A 23,235-nucleotide genomic window follows, 5' to 3' on the forward strand; every position below is an offset into this window, starting at 1 on the left:
ATAATTTTTTCGAGTTGAACCATTAGTATGAAAGCGGTTAAAATAGAATCATATTGGGGTGGGAGGAATTTATATGAACAAGCTTTCGATTATTGGAATGCCGATGGATTTAGGACAAATGAGACGCGGGGTCGACATGGGGCCAAGTGCGATCCGTTATGCTGGGGTTGTTGAGCGCCTAAAGCCGCTATTTGATGAAATACATGATTTAGGAGATATTCCAATTGGAAGACCAGAAGTAGTAGTCGATAAAGAATCCAATTTACGAAATTTAGATTTAGTTGCAGAAAAAAGTGCTTTACTTGCTGAAAAGGTAGATGCAGCTGTAGAGTCTGGTGCATTTCCACTCGTTCTTGGCGGAGATCATAGTATTGCGATTGGTACCTTAGCAGGCGTTTCTAAACATTATAAAAATCTTGGAGTAATCTGGTACGATGCACATGGGGATCTAAATACAGCTGAAACAAGTCCATCAGGGAATATCCATGGAATGCCTCTAGCAGTCAGTCTCGGGTTAGGGCACAGCATGTTAACCGAGATAGGCGGTTATGGACCAAAAGTGAAGCCTGAGAATGTAGTTATTATTGGTGCAAGAGCGCTGGATGATGGAGAAAAAGAGTTAATTAAAGAAATTGGTATCAAAGTTTATACTATGCATGAAATAGACCGGATGGGGATGGCTGCAGTAATGGAGGAAACGATCGCCTACCTTAAGGATAAGACAGATGGTGTTCATCTATCACTTGATCTAGATGGTTTAGATCCAAATGATGCTCCAGGAGTAGGCACACCAGTTATTGGTGGGATTAGTTACCGTGAAAGTCATCTTGCCATGGAGATGTTAGAAGAGGCAAAAATTATTACCTCCGCAGAATTTGTTGAAGTAAATCCTATTTTAGATGAAAAAAATAAAACAGCTAAAGTTGCTGTTGAGTTAATGGGCTCATTATTCGGAGAAAAATTATTATAAACGAAAACAGTTGCACATCATCTGTGCAGCTGTTTTTTTATTTTCAGCTTATTATTAAACCTTTTGGTATATTTTTGTTAATATTAAAGGTGTTATAAATTTTTTCGTTTTAAACGAAACTTTTCTGTTATCGATACGTATTATCGGTTAGCAGCATGGAGCTGAGGTAACTTAATGGATGCAATAGTAAAAAAGAGAATAAAACAAGTCATCAAGGGCGATCAGGATGCCTTTGGTGAAATTGTCGAATTATATAAAAACAGTATTTATCAACTTTGTTTTCGCATGCTTGGAAATCGCCATGAAGCTGAGGATATTGCACAGGAAGCTTTTATCCGTGCCTATGTTAATATCAAATCCTTTAACCAAGATTTGAAATTTTCTACCTGGCTGTTCAGGATTGCCACCAACCTGTGTATTGACCGAATGCGTAAAAAGAAACCAGATCATTATCTAGATGCTGAAGTTGCAGGGACAGACGGCTTAACAATGTACTCACAGATCCCTTCCAACACACCGCTGCCTGAGACAGAGTTAGAAAGTTTGGAACTGCAGGAAACCGTTCAGAAAGAGATCTTAAAACTGCCTGACAAATATCGGTCAGCAATTGTTTTGAAATATATGGAAGAGCTATCCTTAAATGAAATCAGTGAAATTCTTGATTTACCCCTGGGAACAGTTAAAACAAGAATTCACCGGGGCCGGGAAGCACTAAGACAACAATTACGATATGTATGATGAGAGGTGAAACTGTCAATGTGTCCAGAGCAAATCATCGAACTAATGCATGAATACCTAGATGAAGAAATTACACCCGAACATGAACGAACCCTAAGAGAACACCTCCAAAGTTGTAAAGATTGTGAAGCGTTATTTAATGAATTAAAAAAGACGATTGCTTTTGTAAAAAGCGTCTCATATATGCAAGCGCCTGATGATTTTACCGCTAATGTATTGGCGCGTTTACCAAAAGAGAAGAGAAAGATTTGGATGCAGCGCTGGGTAAAAAATCATCCCATGCTTGCAGCTGCGTCACTATTTTTCATATTAATGATGGGCAGCCTCTTTTCTACTTGGAATGAAGATCGCGAGTTTTCTGTTACAAAGCAAAAAAACTTAGTCGTTCAAAATAATACGGTTATCGTTCCTAAAGGTGAAACTGTCAAAGGCGATGTCATTGTCCGAAATGGCAAATTGAAAATTGAAGGCGAAGTCCAAGGTGATGTAACCGTCATAAATGGAGAAAAGTATTTGGCTTCTGCAGGACATGTAACGGGGCAAATTGATGAAGTAAATGAAGTGTTTGATTGGATTTGGTATCATATTAAAAAGACTACACATGATGTTGTTCAAATTTTTGAAGAGCAACCAGAAACTAAATAAAAAACAAATCACTCTAGCTGAGTGATTTGTTTTTTTACAGAGATACATATAATAGGTACAAGTGGTATTTATGATATAATAAATAGATTGTATTTTATATGTAATTAAGAAAATTACGGAGGAAGAACAATGCCGTTTGCTGATTTCGAAATATGGAAGTATTTAGCTAGTATTGTTGATATTGTCCTCGTATGGTATGTCATTTACAAGTTGATCAATGTGATTAGAGGAACGAAGGCCGTTCAATTACTAAAAGGCATTCTCGTTATTCTTATAGGCAGAGTTGTCAGCGAGTTTCTAGGCTTCCAAACGTTGAGCTGGATGATGGAACAGGCGATAACATACGGGTTTCTTGCGATTATTATCATTTTTCAACCAGAACTCAGGAGAGCCCTTGAGCAATTAGGGAGGGGCAAGTTCTTCTCGAGAAGCAGTACGGTGGATGATGAAGATCCGGAAAAGGCAGTTGAAGCGATTGTCAAGGCAACTGATTATATGGCAAAGCGCCGTATTGGAGCGTTAATCTCAATTGAAAGAGAAACAGGAATGGGCGATTACATAGAAACTGGTATTCAGTTAAATTCAAATATTTCCTCAGAATTGCTCATTAATATTTTTATCCCAAATACACCGCTTCATGATGGTGCTGTTATTATTCAGAAAAATAATGTCGCTGCGGCCGCCTGCTATCTTCCTTTATCGGAAAGCCCGTTTATATCGAAGGAGTTAGGAACGAGGCACCGGGCAGCATTAGGTATCAGTGAAGTCACAGATAGTTTAACTGTCGTTGTGTCGGAAGAGACTGGTAATATTTCACTTACCAAGAATGGGGAACTTCACCGCTCAATCAATCTTGATGAATTAAAAGAATTACTTACGAGTGAATTGTTAATTAACATCAAACCGAAACAAGCTTCTTCAGCTCGTTGGAACTGGAGGGGGAAAAATAATGGATAAATGGATGGATAATCCCTGGTTTATTAAAATACTAGCGTTGCTATTAGCTGTTCTTCTCTATTCTTCTGTCCCGCATACAGGGAAAAAGATAACGGATGTGAATGTTCCAGGAGAACAATCCACGGCAACGATCACAAATATCCCTGTTAATGTTTATTATGATACCGAAAATTTAGTCGTGTCTGGGATTCCAAGCAATGTTGAAATCACCATAAAGGGTCCACTGACGCACATCCAGACTGCAAAGGCATTAAAAAACTTTGAAGTGTATGTAGATTTAACAAAAGCCAAAGTTGGAAAACAGAAGGTGAAAGTAAAGGTTAGAAATCTGTCAGATAAATTAACAGCAACTGTGAAACCAAGCAGTGTGACTGTTTCTGTCCAAGAGAAAATCACCAAAGAATTTAAGGTAGAGGCAGAATTTAATAGGAATCAAATAGATGAGGGGTATTCAGCCGGAACACCCGTTGTAGAACCTAATAAGGTGAAGATTACCGGTGCCAAAAATATCGTCGACCGGATTAGCTATGTTAAGGCAACTCTTGAGGCAAAGAATAAACTGAAAGAAACGATTACTGATGAAGCTGACATCCAGGTACTTGACAAAGACCTAAATAAGTTAAATGTTCAAGTGGAACCTGATACAGTGGAAATTACGATTCCAGTGAAAAGCAACACAAAGACTGTACCAATCAATATTGTTAGAAATGGAACTGCCCCAGAGGGAGTGACAATTGAATCGATTGAAATTGATAAAAAAGAAGCAACTGTCTACGGGAGTGAGAGTGTTCTTAATAATACTGAAAAAGTCCGCGTGGAAGTAGATCTTAGTAAAATTACCGATAATACCACACTGACATTGCCTGTCATCATTTCGAATGGTATTACCAAGGTGACACCGCAAACGGTGAAAGCAACGGTTGTGGTCAAAAAGGAAGAAGAAAAAACCCTTTCGGATGTACCAGTTACCATTAAAGGATTATCTGAAGAATATGAGGCAACCATTAATGATCCTGAAAATCAGTTGATTGATATCCTTGTTAATGGTCCTGCTTCTAAAGTTACTCGCGTTAAACCTGAAGACTTTAATGTCTTTATTGATGTGTCTAACCTTGAAGAAGGGGATCATGAAGTAGACATTCATGTTGACGGTCCTTCTGCTGTAGAATGGAAACCAACTAAATCATCAGCGAAAATTACGATCCATAAAATTAATGCATAATATCCAGCAATACACATGTTGAAGGAGAGATTTATATAATGGGAAAATATTTCGGTACCGATGGCGTACGTGGAGTAGCAAATAGTGAATTAACACCGGAAATGGCTTTTAAATTAGGACGCTATGGCGGATATGTTTTAACAAAGGATAAGGATCGTCCCAAAGTCCTCATCGGACGTGATACCCGTATATCTGGACATATGTTAGAAGGAGCCCTAGTGGCAGGGTTACTATCTATTGGTGCGGAAGTCATGCGTTTGGGGGTTATTTCTACTCCAGGTGTTTCATTTTTAACAAAAGCCTTAGGTGCCCAAGCAGGTGTCATGATTTCTGCTTCACATAATCCAGTGGCCGATAATGGAATCAAATTTTTTGGCCCCGATGGCTTTAAACTTTCCGATGAGCAGGAGTTAGAAATTGAGGAACTTATTGATATGCCAGAAGATCAACTGCCTCGACCAGTCGGTTCAGAACTTGGGCAAGTCATGGATTATTTCGAAGGCGGTCAAAAGTACCTGCAATACTTGAAAAATAGTGTCGATGAAGATTTTTCAGGAATCCATATTGCTTTAGATTGTGCGCATGGGGCGACGTCATCGTTAGCCGCACATTTATTTGCCGATTTGGATGCGGATCTCTCAACCATGGGAGCGTCTCCGAATGGTTTAAATATCAATGCGGGTGTCGGTTCCACACACCCTGAAGCATTAGCAGCTTTAGTTAAAGAAAAAGGTGCTGATGTAGGTCTTTCCTTTGACGGTGATGGTGACCGTTTAATTGCCATCGATGAAAATGGTTCAATCGTGGATGGCGACCAAATCATGTATATTTGTGGTAAATATTTAAAGGAACAAGGTCGCTTAAAACATGGAACTATTGTTTCCACCGTTATGAGCAATCTGGGCTTTTATAAAGCACTAGAAGCTCATGGAATCCATAGTGTACCTACGGCTGTGGGTGACCGTTATGTTGTCGAAGAAATGAAGAAAAATGGTTTTAATCTTGGCGGAGAACAATCAGGTCATATTATCTTCCTAGACTATAACACCACTGGGGATGGCTTATTATCAGGGCTGCAGTTAGTCAATATTATGAAGGTTACTGGGAAGAAGTTATCTGAACTGGCTGGTGAAATGAAGAAATTCCCGCAAAAGCTTGTCAATGTAAGAGTCACTGACAAGCATCATGTAACCGATAATGAAAAGGTTAAAGAGGTTATCGAGCAGGTTGAAGCTGAAATGGCTGGAGACGGTAGAATTCTCGTACGACCATCTGGTACAGAACCGCTTGTCCGTGTTATGGCAGAAGCACCAACAGAAGAATTATGTGAATCCTACGTCAATCGAATTGTTGCAGTTGTTAAGGAAGAAATGGAATTGAAAGAAGAATAGAACCCATATAATATGCATAAGGGAACGGTCTCCTTCCTTTATGCATATTTTATTATGTATGAATGATGGCGAATTCCTGTTTTTGGTTGACGGGGACACGTAATCATAGTAGTATTAATTTGCTTTGTTTTTTCAAAGCAAAATACTGCATAATTTTAACGAAAGGTGGGCAGTGAGCGAATTTTATTTTTTAAAAAAAAAGCGCCTGGACTAACCTAATGTGGTGGGTTAGTTGACGAGGAGGAGGAGTATCGAATGTTCGGCGGATACCTCCCGGTTGGAGACGCACAACCGAAAATTTCTTCTTTAAAACACAGAGGCAACTTTGTGCACAAAGAGATGAAAATGCGCATACTAACAGTAATGTTTCAAAGGGTATAGACAGATACCTGACCAAAACATTGATCAGGGGGCAAGTAACGCCCTCCAAAGCAATACTGCCCCCTGCATAGGGAGGAAACAGAAAAATATGTGTGGAATTGTTGGATATATTGGGAATAGAGACTCGAAAGAGATTTTATTAAAAGGTTTAGAGAAGTTAGAATATAGAGGCTATGATTCAGCAGGAATCGCTGTAAGGGATGAAAATGGCATTCATGTTTTTAAAGAGAAAGGGCGAATTGCTGATTTACGTAGTATTGTTGATGAAGATGTATTAGCACATATCGGGATTGGACATACACGCTGGGCAACCCACGGGGTACCAAGCAAAGGCAATTCTCATCCGCATCAAAGTACTTCGGGCCGTTTTACGCTGGTCCATAACGGTGTCATAGAGAATTATGACCTTTTAAAGGATGAATATCTTCAAAACGTAATATTTGAAAGTGAAACAGATACAGAAGTCATTGTTCAAATGATTGAGCTTTTTGTAAACAAAGGCATGGGTGTATTAGAAGCTTTCCGTCAAACGTTATCGCTTCTACATGGTTCTTATGCACTTGCACTTTTAGATACAGAGGATAATGAAACCATTTATGTAGCAAAAAATAAAAGCCCTCTGCTTGTTGGTCTTGGTAAAGGCTTCAATGTTGTTGCAAGTGATGCCATGGCAATGTTGCAAGTAACGGACCAATACGTAGAATTAATGGACAAAGAAATTGTTATCGTAACAAAAGATGATGTGACCATTCAAAATATGGATGGTGAAGTGATCAGCCGTGCACCTTATACAGCGGAACTGGATGCCAGTGATATTGAAAAAGGTACCTACCCGCATTATATGTTGAAAGAGATTGATGAACAGCCGCTTGTGTTGCGTCGAATTATCCAAACGTATCAAAATGAACAGGGCGAACTTACGATTGACCGTGAAATTATCGATGCTTTAAACGAAGCGGATCGTCTTTACATTATTGCAGCAGGTACTTCCTACCATGCGGGTCTTGTTGGAAAACAGTTCATTGAAAAAATGGCAAAAATTCCTGTCGAGGTTCATATCTCCAGTGAATTTGGTTATAACATGCCGCTGCTTTCTGAAAAGCCGTTGTTTATCTTCATTTCACAAAGTGGTGAAACAGCTGATAGCCGTGCCGTGCTCGTTAATGTAAAAGAAATGGGTTACCCTTCATTAACAATTACAAATGTACCAGGTTCCACTTTGTCACGTGAAGCGGATTACACGCTTTTATTGCATGCGGGGCCTGAAATCGCTGTTGCCTCTACAAAGGCATATACTGCTCAGTTAGCTGTTCTTGTTATTCTTGCTGAAGTTGCAGCTAAGAGCCGCAACTTAGCAGTTGATTTTGATCTTGTGAAAGAACTTGGGATTGTCGCAAATGCGATGGAAGTTCTCTGTGATTCAAAAGAGCTTATTGAACATATTTCAAGAGAATTTTTATCAGTAACACGCAATTGCTTCTTCATTGGCCGTGGCGTTGACTTCTATGTTGGTTTAGAAGGTGCCTTAAAGCTGAAGGAAATTTCCTATATTCAAGCAGAAGGATTTGCTGGCGGCGAATTAAAGCACGGTACGATTGCTTTAATTGAAGAAGGTACACCGGTTGTTGCCTTGGCTACACAAGAAAGTGTAAACATGAATCTTCGCGGAAATGTAAAGGAAGTCGTTGCTCGTGGTGCGAACCCATGCATTATTTCAATGAATGGCTTAAATCGCGATGAGGACAGCTTCGTTATTCCGGAGGTAAATGAATTATTAACACCGCTGATTTCTGTTATCCCATTACAATTACTGTCATACTACGCAGCTTTACACCGCGACTGTGACGTCGACAAGCCGCGTAACCTTGCTAAATCAGTAACTGTTGAGTAAGGGGATTTTTAAAGTTTGAACGAGTGTTGGATGAAACAAAGTCGATACCAAAGTCATCCAGCAATAATAATCTTAAATCCGAGACTCAATCCAGAGAGCTTAACTGGATTGAGTCTTTTTTTATGATAATACAGACAAGCTAGGTAATTATTTGAATTTTTCAAAGGATAATGTTTATTAAAATGGGGAATTTTAATATAGTCAATCATAATTTCTTTGGAAGGATGCTTACTATGGAGAGAAAACTTTTAAATTTACTTACAGCTTTATGCTTTATTTCCTTGCCATTTTTATTTAAAGGATCAAAAATGAGAGAAACTCTCGTAATTTTTTTCTCAAAAGGAGTATTAGCTACTCTTATTGATGCTTTTGTAGTTGGATCAAAAAGAGTTGAATATCCAGTTCGTCCTTTTCCGAAGATCTTTAAAACGAATATTATTTATGACATACTATTTTTCCCGATTTTAAGTGTGATCTGGGTCAAGATTTCTTACAACGATAAATTTTGGAAAATACTATTGAAAAGTTTAATATTTAGTGTTCCAATGAGTATTGGTCAATGGTACATGGAAAGGAATACAAAGTTATTTAAATGGGGAAAATGGACAGCCATCCATACTTTTGGTAGTGTGAATTTTACATTATTTACAATTAGAGGTTTTGTTGGATTACTGAAAATATTGGATAAATTGAAGGGAAATCAAAAGGTAATTGAATAATAGAGGGAATCACGATGGTCGTATGAAAAAGTGCGGACCGGATATTTTTTATAATTTAGATCAACTTTCAATTGACAAATCAATTGATTTATGCTATAATATTTATCCGTTGACATTAGGTATGTTTCTATCATAAAATAAACTCCTAGCAGAGCCATGCTAGGAGTTTTTCTGCTTTAATAAGGGATTATGAAGGGGGAACCTGTTTGGAAACTAGGAAGGAAAGCTTGACCGCATTAGTAAGCTGCTTTGCCAGGGGGTATCATGCATCTACCAGCAAAGATCCGATTTTTAATGACTTTATCGCTCATTCACTTTTAACAAAAGAAGAAAAACATTTAATCGCTACCAACTGGGCTAACGCGATTGGGTTTTTTGATCAAGAAAAAAGCGAAACATTGGAAACGTTTGATGAAAAGCTAATGTGGGTGATGAACAACCAGACCATTCCCCAATTAGTCAGCCGGGCAAGATATGCAGAAGATGGACTTAGGTCTGCAATCGAACGTGGGTTTAAGCAGTATGTCATTCTCGGTGCCGGTTTCGATACCTTTGCATTAAGGCAAGAAAAGCTTCCAGAGGATTTTATTATTTATGAAATTGACCATCCTGCAACCCAAACTTTTAAGATAAACCGTCTCCTGAAAATCGGCATTGATATTCCCAAAAATGTTAGATTTGTCCCTGTAGATTTTAGAAGTGATTCTCTTCGTGCAGAACTGAAGAAAAGCGGCTTTGATGAGCAAGAATATACTTATTTTAGCCTGCTGGGCGTGGTAATGTACTTAGCTAAAAAGGATTTCTACCAATTACTATCTTCTGTGGCGGAAATGTCCGCAAACGGGAGTTCATTTATCTTTGACTACCTCGATGATACTGCTTTTAATGAGAGACTAGCCTCTAAGAAACTAACCCAAATGAGACAAATTACCGCCCAAACGGGTGAACCCATGATTACCGGCTTCGACCCGTTTGAACTTGACTTGGAACTGCAGGACTGCCAGATGTTACTCTATGAAAATCTCTCTCCTGTTAATATTGAGGAGATGTATTTTAAGGGAAGAGAAGATGGATTACATGCCTTTGATCATTTTCATTTTGCTCATCTCGTTGTTAATAAATAGTTATGATCTGCAAAGCACCGCCCAGACCTTCTAGCGGTGCTTTTTGCTATTATTTCCATTTATTCACGGCCATTTGATACAATCAAGGAGGAGTATGGGGAAGGGAGTATCGTTATGTTTAAAATTTTTATAATTGAGGATGACAAACAGTTAGTGAACTTGCTGAAAGAGCATTTACATAAATTTGGGTATGATACAAAGTCCGTTGAAAAGTTTGATACGGTCCGTGGGGAATTTGAGAAATTTGAACCACACCTCGTTTTATTGGATGTGAATTTGCCGAAATATGATGGTTACTATTGGTGCCGGCAAATTCGCAGTGTTTCAACTTGTCCGATTCTCTTTATTTCAGCACGGGAAGGAAAGATGGACCAAGTGATGGCACTAGAAAATGGAGCGGATGATTATATCACGAAACCATTTGATTATGAAATTGTTACGGCGAAAATAAATAGTCACCTGCGAAGAGCTTATGGAACTTATGCTAGTGCGCATAATGAGCGGACTACCTCAGTGGAAGGCCTAATCTTGGATGTGGAACGGCTGCGGCTAACTTTAAATGAACAGGAAGTTGATCTGAGCCATACGGAAGCAAAAATTTTAGATGAACTTATGAAAAAGGTAGAACGAGTCGTCAGCCGTGACCGGCTTTTAGAGAAAATTTGGGACGATCAAGCCTTCGTGGATGATAATACTTTGAATGTGTACGTAACACGTGTTCGGAAAAAATTAGCTGCATTGTCTATTGATGATGCCCTTCAAACGGTCCGCGGTCAAGGGTATCGGCTCGCTCCAAACTGGAGGCGTATGTGATGAGGCTTTTTTTTCGGGAACAGCTGGCATTAATTCTCTTTTATTTTCTTCAATTAGTCGTGATAACGAGCATTTATTGGCTTGACGGCTACCGTCATTTATCGATAAGTCTTTATGCAGCATTCCTAAGTACATGCCTTCTAATTGGTTATCTCTTTTTTCGATACATCACGAATCGCTCGTTCTACCAGCGCATGGAAAAACAGCTGACCTCCATGGAGGATTTTACAAGCAATGTACAGCAAAGCCCACTGGCAGAGGGCTTACAACAGCTTTTGAAAAGCCAATTCCGTCACTATAAAACAGACATTCATAATTATAAATACAAACTGGAGGGTCATATTCAGTTTATCAATCAATGGGTGCATCAAATGAAGACCCCTTTGTCTGTTATTCATTTAATTGTCCAGGATGAGGATGATCCGCGATCCAGAGCAATTAGGGATGAGCTGGATCGTCTTAAAAAGGGATTGGACATGGTTTTATACACAGCACGTTTAGATACTTTTGAACGCGATTTTTATGTGGAGACCCTAAATTTGCAAACCGTTGTCCGTTCCGTGACATCCAGCCAGAAACGGTTATTTATTCGAAAGCGGGTGTTCCCAGTGATAGAAATTGATGGGGGTCTTCGAGTGGCATCAGATGAAAAATGGTTGTCCTTTGCCATTACCCAGTTGATGACCAATGCCCTGCGCTATACTGTCGAGGAGAATCGTAAAATTTACTTTCATGGCTACAAGCGCGGAATAAATACCGTTTTAGAAATCCGTGATGAAGGAGTCGGGATTCCCCCAAGCGACTTACCCCGTGTCTTTGATCCCTACTTTACAGGTGAAAATGGCCGCAACTTTCAAGAATCCACCGGAATGGGCCTCCATCTCGTCAAGCAAATCTGCGAAAAACTCGGTCATCACATCGAAATCGAATCCATCGTCAATCAAGGAACCACCGTCCGGATCATGTTTTAATGAGGTGTCAGGCACCGTCTGTGGACACTTTCCTGTTTTGTCCTTCTAGGGCGGACGCTCGGGCATGTGTCGATTTTAACCTTACAGATGTGTAAGCTAACTGTAAGTTAGCGACATAGCAACGGGTGTGGTTTTCTAGCTACAATTAGGGTACAAATGAAACAAGGAGTGAAAACGGATGTCGATTTTAGATGTGAGGCATTTAGAGAAAATTTATGAAGGTAAAGTTGCTCATAAAGCAATTGAAAATATAAACTTTACGATTGAAAAAGGTGAGTTTGTTGGAATTATGGGGCCGTCTGGCAGTGGGAAAACCACACTCTTAAACCTTATTGCCACAATCGACCGGCCAACAGCCGGGGACATCTTTATTAATGGGAAAAACCCCCATGTGCTCAATCGAAAGGAGACTGCGCTATTTAGACGCCATGAACTAGGGTTCGTTTTTCAACATTTTAATTTACTAGATACATTAACAGTAGAGGAAAATATTGTTCTACCGCTCACACTTGATGGTGAAAGTGTGAAGGAAATGGATCTAAAACTCAATCAGGTTGCAAAAAAATTGGGGATTGACCAGATCCTGAAAAAACGCACCTATGAAATTTCTGGTGGACAAATGCAGCGGACCGCCATTGCTCGTGCAATCATTCATCAGCCAGCGCTTATTTTGGCGGATGAACCAACAGGGAACCTGGATTCAAAATCAGCAAAGGATGTCATGGAGACACTGACTGCAATCAATAAGGAAGATGGAGCTACCGCATTAATGGTTACACATGATGCCGTCGCCGCAAGCTATTGTCACCGTGTCATTTTTATTAAGGATGGACAACTCTATAACGAAATCTACCGCGGTGATAACCGCCAGGCATTCTTCCAAAAGATTATTGATATGCTTGCATTGTTAGGAGGGGACAGTCGTGACCTTTCCACAGTTCGTTTATAGAAATGTGGTCCGCAATAAACGGACCTACGCAGCCTATTTCTTAAGCAGCGCCTTTTCGGTCATGATCTTTTTTATTTATGCCCTGTTTATCTTTCATCCTGATATAAAAAAGGCTGTCACTTCGGTTTTAGCCGCTCAATTAATGACGGCTGCTGAAGTGATTATGTACGTGTTTTCCTTCCTATTTGTACTATACTCTGTCAGCACGTTTCTAAAATCACGGAAACGAGAATTTGGAATTTTAATGATGCACGGCATGACGAAAGGTCAATTAAATAGTATGGTGTTTTTAGAGAATATGATGATTGGGGTTGGAGCGATTGTCATAGGGATTGGAGCTGGAATGATCACAGGGAAACTCTTCCTTATGATTGGTTCTAGAATGATCGGAATCCCACCATTGCCATTCTATTTGTCTGACAAAGCACTCATGCTTACTGTTGGCGCCTTTTTAATCCTGTTCCTTAGCATTTCGTTATTTACAACCATTCTTGTCAGAGTAAATAAGTTAATTGATTTATTTCTGGCAGCGGAAAAGCCGAAAAAAGAACCTAAAGTCTCGGTTTTCTTTTCAATTTTCTCAGCTATTTTGCTCATTACCAGTTATTACTTAGCAGCAACAGCAACCATGATGACGCTAATTTTTCGAGTACTGCCTGTAATTGGAATGACGATTATTGGAACCTATTTTTTCTATACTCAGTTATCGGTATGGGTTACAAAACTACTTCAAAAAAATCGTTTCTTGTTTTGGAAAAAAACGAATCTAGTGACGATTTCTAGTCTAGCTTACCGTTTGAAGGATAATGCGCGGATGTTTTTCATGGTAACGATCGTTTCAACTGTGGCATTTTGTGCAGTAGGGACACTTGCTTCGATGAATGTAATGATTAAGCAACTCGACGTAGAATTTCCCGCTGAAATTAGTTATCTTGCAAAAGATGATCAACCGGTTCACCAGCAAAATTTACAGCAAATCGAAGCGGAATTAAAGGATAAGAAAATCAACTACACAACGAATCAGATCCTGATTAAATACGTAGCAGTTGCTTCCTCGACAGATAAATATGCACGCGAAAAAATCCCGGTGGTTTCTTTCTCGGATTATAAAAAAATTGCACAAGCAGCTGGCTACGAATTTAATGAAAAGCGGCTTGTCGGAAATGAAACGCTAGAAATGCGTACATCGATTTTTAGTAACTTGGAAGAGATCACCTATACCTTAAAACAGGATCAGATAAGACTTACTCATGACCAAGCAACTAAACACATCGTTTTTCCCAACCAGTTGCTTCATAGTCAGGGGATCGTAGTTAGTGATGAGCTGTTTGACAGGCTTACACCCGTTAATACCGAAATCTTTACGGGCTTTTACACAAAGGAACTTAAAAAAACAACAGGGATGGCAGAAAATCTAGTCACGAACGGTACTGCGATGTCGTTAGAACATGTTCCTTACTCGATGACGGTCAGTGGAACTTTATACGAAATACAAATGGGTATGTATAAGATGATGCTGTTCGTTGCTTTATTAATTGGGGCTGTATTCTTTATCGCGGCAGGAAGCTTTCTATATTTCAGGCTCTATGCAGATTTGGATTACGACCGGCGCCAATATCTGACCATTACAAAGGTAGGGTTAACCGATCGTGAACTAAATAAAATTGTTACTCAGCAGCTGGCCTTGCTTTTTTTCGTGCCAATTGTAGTAGCCTTTGTTCATAGTGGGTTTGCCTTTATGGCCTTGCAAAGCTTTTACAAATTATCTATCGCAAAAGATATGATCATCGTTCTGGCTGGTTTCTTTCTGGCACAATTCATTTATTTCTTTTTGATTCGTTATCGATATTTACGAAACCTGAAAAAATCATTAATCTAGAACAAAACCCATCTGATTCTATAAATCAGATGGGTTTTATTGGGTATAATCACTATCGGGTGTCAGGCACCATTACCCGTTATTCCTTTCGTAAAGGGAGGACAATCCTCACGATCGTCCCTTCGTTCACTTCGCTTTCATATTCCATTGCTCCGTTTAACTCACGGATAATTTTGTTGGTTACCATGCTGCCTAATCCTGTGCCCTTCGTTTTTGTCGTATAAAAAGGCAGGCCAATTTGCTTTAACTGATCAGGGGTCATTCCTTTTCCATTATCTTTGATTTTAATCTCCACCGTATTTTTAAAATAGTCAGCATGCAATTCAATCTTAATGGTTCCCCGATAAGAAATAGATTCGATCCCATTTTTGATTATATTCATGATTGCTTGCTTTAAATGGGCTTCATCGCCACTTACATAAAGTGGTTCTTTATTTACAAAGTCGATGATGACATTAGAATAAGCAGCCAGAGGACCCATTAATTGCACACAGTCCCTAATCACATCGTTGATTGAAATCCTTGAAATTTGAAATGGTTCAGGCTTTGCGACCTTCAAATAGTTGGTAATAATATTGTTTGTACGATCTAGTTCTTCCATAATTAAGGATGAGAATTCTCTAAATTTCTTATCTGTTGTATCTGTACTTAAAAATTGAATAAACCCTCGGATGGTTGCAAGGGGGTTTCTAATTTCATGTGCAATGGAAGCAGCAAGCTGGCCAACCATCGTCAACTTATCAAGATAAACCATTTCCTCAAATTGCTTATTAATTTTCACTAATTTTTCAATCACAAAAATTAAAGATATACTTGTAAAAAATAAGGCAATAAAATAAATGAAATAAAAGGGCAATTTTAAAAAGTTGATACTTAAATATAGGATGGTGATATAAACAATGAAATAACAAAGAACGGCCAGTGCTCCCGCCGCAAGCTTAGAATGTGATTTAAGGAAAGTCCTTCTGAAAACAAGGGCGCTTACAAAAGCGGCAATGGATACCAGAATGCCAGTTATGAAGAATTTTCCGCCGATTATATAGCGCACGAGACATACACTTATTAAAACGATGCTTCCGGGAAGCCAACCGCCATACAATGTCAAGATGAGGATGGCACACATCCTTAAATCAAAATGGGTAGCGCCCAAGGTTTCAATAGGATAAACCATGCAGAAAAGTGCACCAAAGGAACCGATTAAACCATATATCACTTTTTGTTTTAAAGAAAAAGGAACTTTCGATTGAAAGGGAAAAAATAAATTTGCATTAAAAGTAAAAGATAATAAGATCGTGATATTAACTAACAGTGGTTTGATTAAAGTGATCAAGAAACATCCTCCAAAATAATAAATGATAAGCTTCCACATATATCCTTCCCTGGTATAGTGATAAACTTTCAACACATACAATCATACAGCAGATTACATAAGTGGTGAGTTCATTTTATAAAAAATCTGGTGCGGGTTCGGTTGAGAAGAATGTACAGTTTGTTAACAATTGATATTCAGAAAATTCTTGACACAATTTCATCCTAGATGTTATTATTTTCCTCTGCTACTCAAGATAGATTGGGGGGAAACGGTTGATTCATTTACAAAACATTAGCAAATCCTTCAAGGTTGCCAAGCGCCAATCTGGCTTTCGGCAAGCGGCCAAAGCGCTTTTTTATCGAGACTATACCATCATTGACGCACTCAAGGAAATCTCATTTTCTATTAATCCTGGTGAAATCGTCGGCTACATTGGACCAAATGGGGCAGGGAAATCAACAACGATCAAAATAATGAGTGGCATCCTGGTGCCTGACACCGGGGATTGCTCAATCATGGGCTTTACACCATGGAAGGATCGAGTTCAGTATGTGAAGAATATTGGAGTCGTCTTTGGCCAACGCTCACAGTTATGGTGGGATGTTCCAGTAATTGATTCCTTTGAACTGTTACAAGACATCTACAAGGTCCCACAACAAGAATATCAAACTTCGCTCAATCTACTCATGGAAACGCTCGAGCTGCAAAACATCATTCAATCACCCGTCCGTCAACTAAGCTTAGGGCAGCGGATGCGTTGTGAAATAGCAGCTTCTCTTCTACATAATCCCAAAATCTTATTTTTAGACGAACCAACCATTGGGCTGGATGCTGCCTCTAAAATAGCGGTCCGTCAGTTCATAAAAACGATTAATAAAGAAAAGGGCGTCACGGTAATTCTCACCACCCACGATATGAATGATATCGAAGCCTTGGCTAACAGGGTTATCCTAATTGGAAAAGGCAGTTTATTATACGACGGTCAGTTAGAGGAATTAAGGAAACAATTTGGCTCCCAGAAAACAATCACCGCTGATTTCCGCAAAAGCTCTCAACTTAACGAAATTCAAGGGGCGACCGTGCTCTCGCGTTCACAGGAACAGTTGGTCCTTAGCATTAATACAGAGCAGGTGAACACATCAGCAATCATTACCCAATTGTCCAATAAACTTGAGTTAATAGATGTTTCGATTGAATCGCAACCAATCGAGGATATCATCCTCCAACTTTATAAAGAGTACAAAATATGAGGGTTTATCTATCTGTTTTGAAACTGCGGATGAACATCGGCCTGCAGTACCGGACAGCGGCCCTGGCGGGGGTAGCTACTCAGTTTTTCTGGGGTTTTATCACGATCATGGTGTTTGAAGCCTTTTATGAATATGCTGCCCATACAGCACCGATTTCCTTTAAGGAATTAATCACATACATCTGGCTACAACAGGCCTTTCTCGTCTTTATAACGATGTGGTTCCGCGATAACGAGCTATTTGATTTGATTACAAGTGGAAATATTGCTTACGAACTTTGCCGGCCTTGTGAACTATATGGTTTCTGGTATGCGAAGCTGCTTGGCCAGCGATTGTCGAGTGCTTTTTTGCGCTGTTTTCCAATCCTGATAATCTCATTTTTTTTACCAAAACCATATAATATGACCTTGCCCCCAAGTTTCCCTGCCTTTCTATTATTCTTAAGCGCGCTCATTTTAGGTTTACTTTTGCTAGTAGCTATCTCGATGTTTTTATATATTTCCGTATTTGTAACCTTGTCCCCGATGGGATCACTGTTAGTATTTAGTGTCCTCGGTGAATTTTTTGCCGGATTAATCATTCCTGTACCACTCATGCCAGATTGGCTTGAAAAAATAGCGAATGTCCTTCCGTTTCGCTGGACGGCAGATTTTCCATTCAGGGTTTATTCTGGGCATATCCCACCGCATGACGCCATCAGTGGAATCATCATTCAACTAATCTATCTTGTTGGACTTGTTTGGTTAGGAAGAGCAGCCTTGAATCGTGTATTAAGGAATGTCGTCGTACAAGGAGGTTAACCCAAGGTGAGAATATATATTAAGTATCTATTGATTCACTTTAAATCACAAATGCAATACCGGACATCTTTTTGGTTATTATCACTAGGGCAATTTTTTATCCCTTTTACGGTCTTTGCGGGTCTGTACTTTTTATTCGAACAGTTTGGGCAAATCAAAGGATGGCAATTCTTTGAGGTGGCACTTTGCTTCGGGATTATTCACATGGCTTTTGCACTGAGTGAATGCTTTGCTCGCGGTTTTGATAGCTTTTCTAGTCTAGTCCGGAATGGTGATTTTGACCGGTTACTTGTCCGGCCGCGAAGCACGTTCATCCAAGTCCTCGGGTCCAAATTCGAGTTTACAAGATTTGGCCGCCTTATTCAAAGTGTGGTTGTATTGATCTGGGCCTTGGCCAATCTCAACATTGAATGGAATGTCGTAAAAGCGGTCACCTTGCTGCTAATGATTGTTAGTGGAGTGCTTATTTTTACTGGAATCTATATTCTAGCCGCCACCTTATGTTTTTGGACGATTGAAGGTCTTGAGGTAGTCAACATTTTTACCGATGGCGGAAGGGAAATGGCGCAATATCCATTAAATATTTATCAGAAATGGGTGGCTCGTTTTTTTACGTTTGTGATTCCATTCGGAACAGTAAATTATCTTCCGCTCTTATCTATTTTAGGTAAGAGTAGTGGAAATGAAAACTATACCATGCTCACACCGTTAGCCGGCAGCTTGTTTATTCTTCCTTGTCTTCTTGTTTGGCAATATGGCGTAAAACATTATCGTTCCACGGGTTCCTGATTTAGGAGCCCATCTGCTTGTTATTGGGGAAATTGCAGTGGAATCTAACTTATGGTATATTGGAATAAAAATGACTAAAAAACTAAAATGGTCAGTGGAGGTTGACATGGCAGCCGATCGAAGAAAGATGATTGTAGAGGCAGCAACCAAGTCTTTTTCATTATTTGGCTATAAAGCAACAACGATGGATCAAGTCGCAAAACTAGCCAATGTAGGCAAAGGGACGATTTATACCTTTTTTAAAAATAAAGAAGAATTATTTGAAGAGATTATTTCCACTTTGGTCAAGGAAATGATTGCTGAGGCTGAAGCCGTCATCCAACCAGAGATATCTTTTACAGAAAACGTGCATCGGGCTCTTTACCGTTTATTAGAATTTCGTTCCCAGCATCAGTTGATGATCAAACTAGTTCAAGAGGAAGCAGAAATGGGGACTTTAGCAGTTTCGGAAATGCTGCAGCATGTAGAGGATGAGATCATTGCTTATTTGAAGCAGAAAATGGATGCGGCCATTGCGAAGGGGTCCATACCGGCAGCAAATACTGAAATTACCAGCTATCTTCTGTTAAAAATGTATATTGCCTTAGTTTCAGATTGGGAGAAGCATCATCAGCCGTTAAGCTCTGAACAAATTGCAGAAATTATGAAAGTATTTTTAGTAAAAGGTTTGTCCATATAAAAAAGACTTGTGTGTTTCCCAATACAAGTCTTCTGGCTTATGCGGTGCGTCACTTTTGTGGCGCTTTTGTTTTCTTATTTTACAAGATAGAGATTTTTTGAGGTGGCAGCGACTTTCGGACCATTTTTACGGCTGCCAGTTAGTTCTTCCATTAAGCTTAAAAATGTTCCAAAAAGGTAATTGACCACAGATCCGGCCAGTATTCCAAATCCTAGAGCTGTTAAAAAATAAGCTGTATTGTAACCGCTTGCAAATTGACCTAACAAAATAAGAATAATTCCTAAACCGCTTCCGAAGATAGCTGTTTTCTTAAATGTGAATATACTCTTTAAGTGTTTTTCCTGCATCATCATCAACCCCTTGTAAGAATATTCTATCAATTGTCACAGAATTGTCAAACTCTTTTTGAAAAATTTATTTTTTTAAGTTTGTATGTTGACTTCTGCTTCAGGAGATCGAATTGGAACGGGGCCTAACCAATTAGGCCCCGGGCATTATTTCTTTGCTAGGTTTTCTTGTGCCATCTTTACCAATTCGCGGACCATGCTGCCGCCCAGACGGCCGCCTACTTTCCCTGCTTGCTCTGAGGTGAGTTGGCCATTATAACCTTTTTTCAATGGAACCCCCACCTCTTCAGCTGCCTCAAATTTTGCATCCTCTGGGTTTCCGGTATTTGCGACTTTTGCCTTCAACGCATCTAAGCCAGTTCGCGCCTCTGGAACAAGGATTTTATTTCTTCTTCTCGTCATTAAAATCCCTCCTTTATGTTAGGATTACCTGAATGTAAAAAATAATCAACAATCACTGGAAAAACCCATATTAATCCAGTATAATAATTGGTAATAAATTCGGAAAAATCAATGATAAAGAGAGTAGTTATCTAAGATGGTCCAGCGATTCAGGGATGGTGAGAGCCTGAAACAGAATAGGTAATGAAGCGCACTTTTGAGATGCATGCCTGAAACTTTGCAATAGGGTATGCCGGAGGATCCTCCGTTACAAAGGAAAGCTGGTTCTTAATTGAACAATTAGAGTGGTACCGCGGGATTCTAAACTCTCGTCTCTTTTAGTAGAGACGGGAGTTTTTTGTTTTTTAAGGCTGTGTTAAATATGTCCGTTGATTTCCGCTCCAGGTGCTTCGCTTTCCGCGGGCGTTGCGGGGAGCCTCCTCGGCGCTTTCAGCACCTGTGGGGTCTCCCCTGCCCCGTACTCCCGCAGGAGTCTNNNNTCCAATCAACAGAGTGGCAAAATTAAATAATGTTTAACACAGCTTTTTTAAAAGAAAATAGGAGGTCGAATCTAATGAATTTTAAACAAGAGTTGGCATCAATTTTATCTGACTTGCTTGGACAAGAGATTTCACTGAAAGACTTGGAACTGATGATCGAAAAACCAAAGAACCCAGAGCACGGGGATTTAGCTTTTCCTTGCTTTACGTTAGCGAAGCTTAAAAGAAAGTCGCCTAATCTGATTGCTGAAGAATTATGTGGAAAAATTCAATCACCCATTTTTGAAAAAGTGACTGTGGTGGGGGCGTATCTTAATGTCTTTTTAAACAAAAAGACAGCTTCCGAAAAGGTAATTGGAGATATCTTTGCACAAAAGGGGAAGTACGGTGCACATGCATTCGGGAACGGTGGTGCTGTCACGATTGACATGTCCTCCCCTAATATTGCTAAACCCTTCTCGATGGGGCACTTGCGTTCAACGGTAATTGGTAATTCCCTCGCATTAATTGTTGAGAAATGTGGTTATAAGCCGATTAAAATTAATCATCTTGGCGACTGGGGGACGCAGTTTGGCAAGTTAATCACGGCTTATCAATTATGGGGAGATGCCGATAAGGTAAAAGCAAATCCGATCAAGGAATTATTGTCCCTTTATATTAAATTTCATGAAGAAGCGGAGAACAATCCTTCCCTTGAAGATCAAGGGCGCGGTTGGTTTAAGAAGCTAGAAGATGGAGACGAACAAGCTTTAGCACTTTGGAAATGGTTCCGGGATGAGTCGTTAAAAGAGTTTTCAAGAATATATGAGTTAATGAACGTACAATTTGACTCGTATGCTGGTGAAGCCTTTTATAACGACAAAATGGGCCGCGTGGTTCAACTACTGGAAAAACAACACTTACTGGTTGAATCGGAACAGGCACAAGTCGTCGAACTAACCGAAGAACAACTGCCGCCATGCCTGATTAAAAAGTCTGATGGGGCAACCTTGTATGCAACCCGCGATTTAGCCGCGGCTCTTTATCGACAGGAGGAATATCAATTTGTCCAATCCTTATATGTGGTAGGCCATGAACAAAGTCTTCATTTTAAACAGTTAATCGCTGTTTTGGCCAAAATGGGTTACGAGTGGTCGAAACAAATGCACCATATTCCCTTTGGCATGATGCTAAAAGACGGAAAGAAAATGTCGACGAGAAAAGGGAAGGTTGTTTTATTAGAAGAAGTTTTAAATGAATCGATTGCAATGGCTCGACATAATATTGAAGAGAAAAACCCTAATCTCTCAAACAAAGACGAAGTGGCCAAACAAGTGGGCGTTGGCGCGGTTATTTTCCATGACTTAAAGAATAATCGAATGAACGATATTGAATTTTCGTTAGAAGAGATGCTCCGCTTTGAAGGAGAAACAGGTCCTTATGTCCAATATACCTATGCACGGGCTTGTTCCATTATACGAAAAGCCACTGGGAAGCCCCAGTTTAGCGCTGCAACCTACAGCAACTCATGGGAGAAGGAATGGAAGGTAACCAGCCTCTTGATGGAATTCGCTCCTGCGGTTCAAAGAGCCTGTGTCAACTTCGATCCTTCTCAAGTGGCAAAATATATTATTGACCTGGCACAAGCGTTCAATAAATATTATGCTGAAGTAAAAATCCTGGAGGATAGCGTTGAACAGCAGGCGCGGTTAGCACTAGTCTATGCAGTAACGGAAGTTTTAAAAGAGGGGTTACGATTATTAGGATTGGAAGCCCCTGATGAAATGTAGGGATAATCAATTTGAACTTCAGCTAAGCAAATGAAAAGGAGGCAAAAAAGATGAGTGAATTATTATTTAAGCATTTTGAGCTTACAAGGGGAAAATTCGTTAACTTTGTAGGGGATCTAGAAGAAGGGACCGCCGGTATTCAGCCAGATGGGTTTAATAATACAATCCATTGGCATGTTGGTCATGTCCTCACAGTTGCTGAGCAATTCATGTTTGGCTTTCCGAAAAAATCAACTCGGCTGCCGGCCAACTATATGCAGTTGTTTGCCACAGGGACGAGTCCAGCTGCCTGGGAAGGGGATGTTCCTTCCGTTCAGGAATTAATCATTCAGTTGCAAGACCAATTAGCACGAATCAAAGAAATTCCAGTGGAGAGCTTTAACCAAAGACTAAAAACTCCATTCCTTGGTCAAGAAACCTTTGGCGAATTAGCCAATTTTGCGCTTTTCCATGAGGGGATTCATTTAGGACAAATGCAGGCAATGAAGCGAATCATTAAAGCAAAAGTAAAGTAGTTTGAAAAAATAACTAGCCTGAAGCATGGAATCCTAATAAGGGAAAGGATGCCCTCTTCGGGTGCTTTCTAATAAAGGAAACAAGAATTGACGTATGAATTGGCATACGTCTTTTTTTGTTTCTACGAAAGTATGAACAATTAAAAAAGAAGGTCCGCACTTATCGGTTGGGGGATCAGGTCAAGCACCCGAGCTGATAAATAAACGGAAAAATTCCGCTTAATTCGTAATTATTATTAAAAA

At 39.6% G+C, this 23,235-nt stretch carries 22 protein-coding genes and 1 other annotated feature; of the genes, 19 read left to right on the plus strand and 3 right to left on the minus strand.

What is annotated here, in order from left to right:
* Positions 1-73: 73 nt before the first annotated feature.
* The 13 genes from rocF to V7659_RS13405 all read left to right on the plus strand — a co-directional run bounded on the left by rocF (position 74) and on the right by V7659_RS13405 (position 14,650).
* The gene (gene rocF, locus V7659_RS13345) at positions 74-970 is read left to right on the plus strand and encodes an arginase (protein WP_144556145.1); all 897 of its coding nucleotides are present in this window, start codon (positions 74-76) and stop codon (positions 968-970) included.
* A 174-nt stretch (positions 971-1,144) separates the two neighbouring features.
* Positions 1,145-1,708, plus strand: coding sequence for an RNA polymerase sigma factor SigW (gene sigW / locus V7659_RS13350; protein ID WP_026563170.1), 564 nt, complete (start codon positions 1,145-1,147; stop codon positions 1,706-1,708).
* An 18-nt stretch (positions 1,709-1,726) separates the two neighbouring features.
* Positions 1,727-2,353: an anti-sigma factor gene (locus V7659_RS13355; protein WP_335540402.1), complete on the plus strand. Its 627-nt coding sequence runs from the start codon at positions 1,727-1,729 to the stop codon at positions 2,351-2,353.
* 129 nt (positions 2,354-2,482) lie between these two features.
* On the plus strand, positions 2,483-3,310 hold the full coding sequence (gene cdaA / locus V7659_RS13360; RefSeq protein ID WP_335540403.1) for a diadenylate cyclase CdaA: 828 nt from the start codon (positions 2,483-2,485) through the stop codon (positions 3,308-3,310).
* Positions 3,303-4,532 carry a CdaR family protein gene (locus V7659_RS13365; RefSeq protein WP_335540404.1) on the plus strand — a complete coding sequence of 410 codons (1,230 nt, stop codon included), beginning with the start codon at positions 3,303-3,305 and terminating at the stop codon, positions 4,530-4,532. Before cdaA ends, V7659_RS13365 begins: the two co-directional genes overlap by 8 nt.
* Positions 4,533-4,570: 38 nt before the next feature.
* Complete coding sequence (gene glmM, locus V7659_RS13370; RefSeq protein ID WP_335540405.1) at positions 4,571-5,923, plus strand: phosphoglucosamine mutase; 1,353 nt, start codon at positions 4,571-4,573, stop codon at positions 5,921-5,923.
* A 469-nt stretch (positions 5,924-6,392) separates the two neighbouring features.
* Positions 6,393-8,195, plus strand: a complete 1,803-nt coding sequence (gene glmS / locus V7659_RS13375; RefSeq protein ID WP_335540406.1) for a glutamine--fructose-6-phosphate transaminase (isomerizing) — start codon at positions 6,393-6,395, stop codon at positions 8,193-8,195.
* A gap of 182 nt (positions 8,196-8,377) precedes the next feature.
* Entirely contained in the window at positions 8,378-8,914 is a 537-nt protein-coding gene (locus V7659_RS13380) for a CBO0543 family protein (protein WP_335540407.1), read from the plus strand.
* Between the two features lie 206 nt (positions 8,915-9,120).
* The gene (locus V7659_RS13385) at positions 9,121-10,038 is read left to right on the plus strand and encodes a class I SAM-dependent methyltransferase (protein WP_335540408.1); all 918 of its coding nucleotides are present in this window, start codon (positions 9,121-9,123) and stop codon (positions 10,036-10,038) included.
* A 114-nt stretch (positions 10,039-10,152) separates the two neighbouring features.
* Positions 10,153-10,851 (plus strand): response regulator transcription factor, encoded by a 699-nt coding sequence (locus V7659_RS13390; protein WP_335540409.1) that lies wholly within the window; start codon positions 10,153-10,155, stop codon positions 10,849-10,851.
* Positions 10,851-11,822, plus strand: coding sequence for a sensor histidine kinase (locus V7659_RS13395; RefSeq protein WP_335540410.1), 972 nt, complete (start codon positions 10,851-10,853; stop codon positions 11,820-11,822). The genes V7659_RS13390 and V7659_RS13395 overlap by 1 nt, the downstream gene beginning before the upstream one ends.
* Before the next feature lie 178 nt (positions 11,823-12,000).
* On the plus strand, positions 12,001-12,771 hold the full coding sequence (locus tag V7659_RS13400; RefSeq protein ID WP_144555652.1) for an ABC transporter ATP-binding protein: 771 nt from the start codon (positions 12,001-12,003) through the stop codon (positions 12,769-12,771).
* Positions 12,746-14,650, plus strand: a complete 1,905-nt coding sequence (locus V7659_RS13405; protein WP_335540411.1) for an ABC transporter permease — start codon at positions 12,746-12,748, stop codon at positions 14,648-14,650. The genes V7659_RS13400 and V7659_RS13405 overlap by 26 nt, the downstream gene beginning before the upstream one ends.
* A gap of 79 nt (positions 14,651-14,729) precedes the next feature.
* On the opposite strand, the gene V7659_RS13410 is transcribed toward V7659_RS13405, so the two are convergent.
* Positions 14,730-15,980: an ATP-binding protein gene (locus tag V7659_RS13410; protein WP_335540412.1), complete on the minus strand. Its 1,251-nt coding sequence runs from the start codon at positions 15,978-15,980 to the stop codon at positions 14,730-14,732.
* A gap of 254 nt (positions 15,981-16,234) precedes the next feature.
* Here V7659_RS13410 and V7659_RS13415 point away from each other — a divergent pair, with 254 nt between their 5' ends.
* The 4 genes from V7659_RS13415 (at position 16,235) to V7659_RS13430 (ending at position 19,480) form a co-directional block, all read left to right on the plus strand.
* Entirely contained in the window at positions 16,235-17,212 is a 978-nt protein-coding gene (locus V7659_RS13415) for an ABC transporter ATP-binding protein (protein ID WP_335540413.1), read from the plus strand.
* Positions 17,209-18,012, plus strand: coding sequence for an ABC transporter permease (locus V7659_RS13420; protein ID WP_335540414.1), 804 nt, complete (start codon positions 17,209-17,211; stop codon positions 18,010-18,012). Before V7659_RS13415 ends, V7659_RS13420 begins: the two co-directional genes overlap by 4 nt.
* Positions 18,013-18,018: 6 nt before the next feature.
* Positions 18,019-18,801 carry an ABC transporter permease gene (locus tag V7659_RS13425; RefSeq protein WP_335540415.1) on the plus strand — a complete coding sequence of 261 codons (783 nt, stop codon included), beginning with the start codon at positions 18,019-18,021 and terminating at the stop codon, positions 18,799-18,801.
* Between the two features lie 106 nt (positions 18,802-18,907).
* On the plus strand, positions 18,908-19,480 hold the full coding sequence (locus V7659_RS13430; RefSeq protein ID WP_335540420.1) for a TetR/AcrR family transcriptional regulator: 573 nt from the start codon (positions 18,908-18,910) through the stop codon (positions 19,478-19,480).
* 74 nt (positions 19,481-19,554) lie between these two features.
* On the opposite strand, the gene V7659_RS13435 is transcribed toward V7659_RS13430, so the two are convergent.
* Positions 19,555-19,830 carry a hypothetical protein gene (locus V7659_RS13435; RefSeq protein ID WP_335540416.1) on the minus strand — a complete coding sequence of 92 codons (276 nt, stop codon included), beginning with the start codon at positions 19,828-19,830 and terminating at the stop codon, positions 19,555-19,557.
* Positions 19,831-19,974: 144 nt separating this feature from the next.
* Positions 19,975-20,229 carry an alpha/beta-type small acid-soluble spore protein gene (locus tag V7659_RS13440; protein ID WP_335540417.1) on the minus strand — a complete coding sequence of 85 codons (255 nt, stop codon included), beginning with the start codon at positions 20,227-20,229 and terminating at the stop codon, positions 19,975-19,977.
* Positions 20,230-20,331: 102 nt separating this feature from the next.
* Positions 20,332-20,548: a binding site (T-box leader), on the plus strand.
* 234 nt (positions 20,549-20,782) lie between these two features.
* Here V7659_RS13440 and argS point away from each other — a divergent pair.
* Both argS and V7659_RS13450 read left to right on the plus strand, forming a co-directional pair.
* Entirely contained in the window at positions 20,783-22,477 is a 1,695-nt protein-coding gene (gene argS, locus V7659_RS13445; protein ID WP_335540418.1) for an arginine--tRNA ligase, read from the plus strand.
* A gap of 50 nt (positions 22,478-22,527) precedes the next feature.
* Positions 22,528-22,992 (plus strand): DinB family protein, encoded by a 465-nt coding sequence (locus V7659_RS13450; protein WP_335540419.1) that lies wholly within the window; start codon positions 22,528-22,530, stop codon positions 22,990-22,992.
* Positions 22,993-23,235: the final 243 nt, after the last annotated feature.

Source organism: Neobacillus drentensis (assembly GCF_036966985.1).
Lineage (GTDB): Bacteria > Bacillota > Bacilli > Bacillales > Cytobacillaceae > Neobacillus > Neobacillus drentensis_E.

Excerpts from the sequence above, each read along its gene's own strand:
- rocF (WP_144556145.1), top strand. The coding sequence starts at position 74 with ATGAACAAGCTTTCGATTATTGGAATGCCGATGGATTTAGGACAAATG.
- sigW (WP_026563170.1), top strand. The coding sequence starts at position 1,145 with ATGGATGCAATAGTAAAAAAGAGAATAAAACAAGTCATCAAGGGCGAT.
- V7659_RS13355 (WP_335540402.1), top strand. The coding sequence starts at position 1,727 with ATGTGTCCAGAGCAAATCATCGAACTAATGCATGAATACCTAGATGAA.
- cdaA (WP_335540403.1), top strand. The coding sequence starts at position 2,483 with ATGCCGTTTGCTGATTTCGAAATATGGAAGTATTTAGCTAGTATTGTT.
- V7659_RS13365 (WP_335540404.1), top strand. The coding sequence starts at position 3,303 with ATGGATAAATGGATGGATAATCCCTGGTTTATTAAAATACTAGCGTTG.
- glmM (WP_335540405.1), top strand. The coding sequence starts at position 4,571 with ATGGGAAAATATTTCGGTACCGATGGCGTACGTGGAGTAGCAAATAGT.
- glmS (WP_335540406.1), top strand. The coding sequence starts at position 6,393 with ATGTGTGGAATTGTTGGATATATTGGGAATAGAGACTCGAAAGAGATT.
- V7659_RS13380 (WP_335540407.1), top strand. The coding sequence starts at position 8,378 with ATGGGGAATTTTAATATAGTCAATCATAATTTCTTTGGAAGGATGCTT.
- V7659_RS13390 (WP_335540409.1), top strand. The coding sequence starts at position 10,153 with ATGTTTAAAATTTTTATAATTGAGGATGACAAACAGTTAGTGAACTTG.
- V7659_RS13395 (WP_335540410.1), top strand. The coding sequence starts at position 10,851 with ATGAGGCTTTTTTTTCGGGAACAGCTGGCATTAATTCTCTTTTATTTT.
- V7659_RS13400 (WP_144555652.1), top strand. The coding sequence starts at position 12,001 with ATGTCGATTTTAGATGTGAGGCATTTAGAGAAAATTTATGAAGGTAAA.
- V7659_RS13420 (WP_335540414.1), top strand. The coding sequence starts at position 17,209 with ATGAGGGTTTATCTATCTGTTTTGAAACTGCGGATGAACATCGGCCTG.
- V7659_RS13430 (WP_335540420.1), top strand. The coding sequence starts at position 18,908 with ATGGCAGCCGATCGAAGAAAGATGATTGTAGAGGCAGCAACCAAGTCT.
- V7659_RS13435 (WP_335540416.1), bottom strand. The coding sequence starts at position 19,830 with ATGATGCAGGAAAAACACTTAAAGAGTATATTCACATTTAAGAAAACA.
- V7659_RS13440 (WP_335540417.1), bottom strand. The coding sequence starts at position 20,229 with ATGACGAGAAGAAGAAATAAAATCCTTGTTCCAGAGGCGCGAACTGGC.
- argS (WP_335540418.1), top strand. The coding sequence starts at position 20,783 with ATGAATTTTAAACAAGAGTTGGCATCAATTTTATCTGACTTGCTTGGA.
- V7659_RS13450 (WP_335540419.1), top strand. The coding sequence starts at position 22,528 with ATGAGTGAATTATTATTTAAGCATTTTGAGCTTACAAGGGGAAAATTC.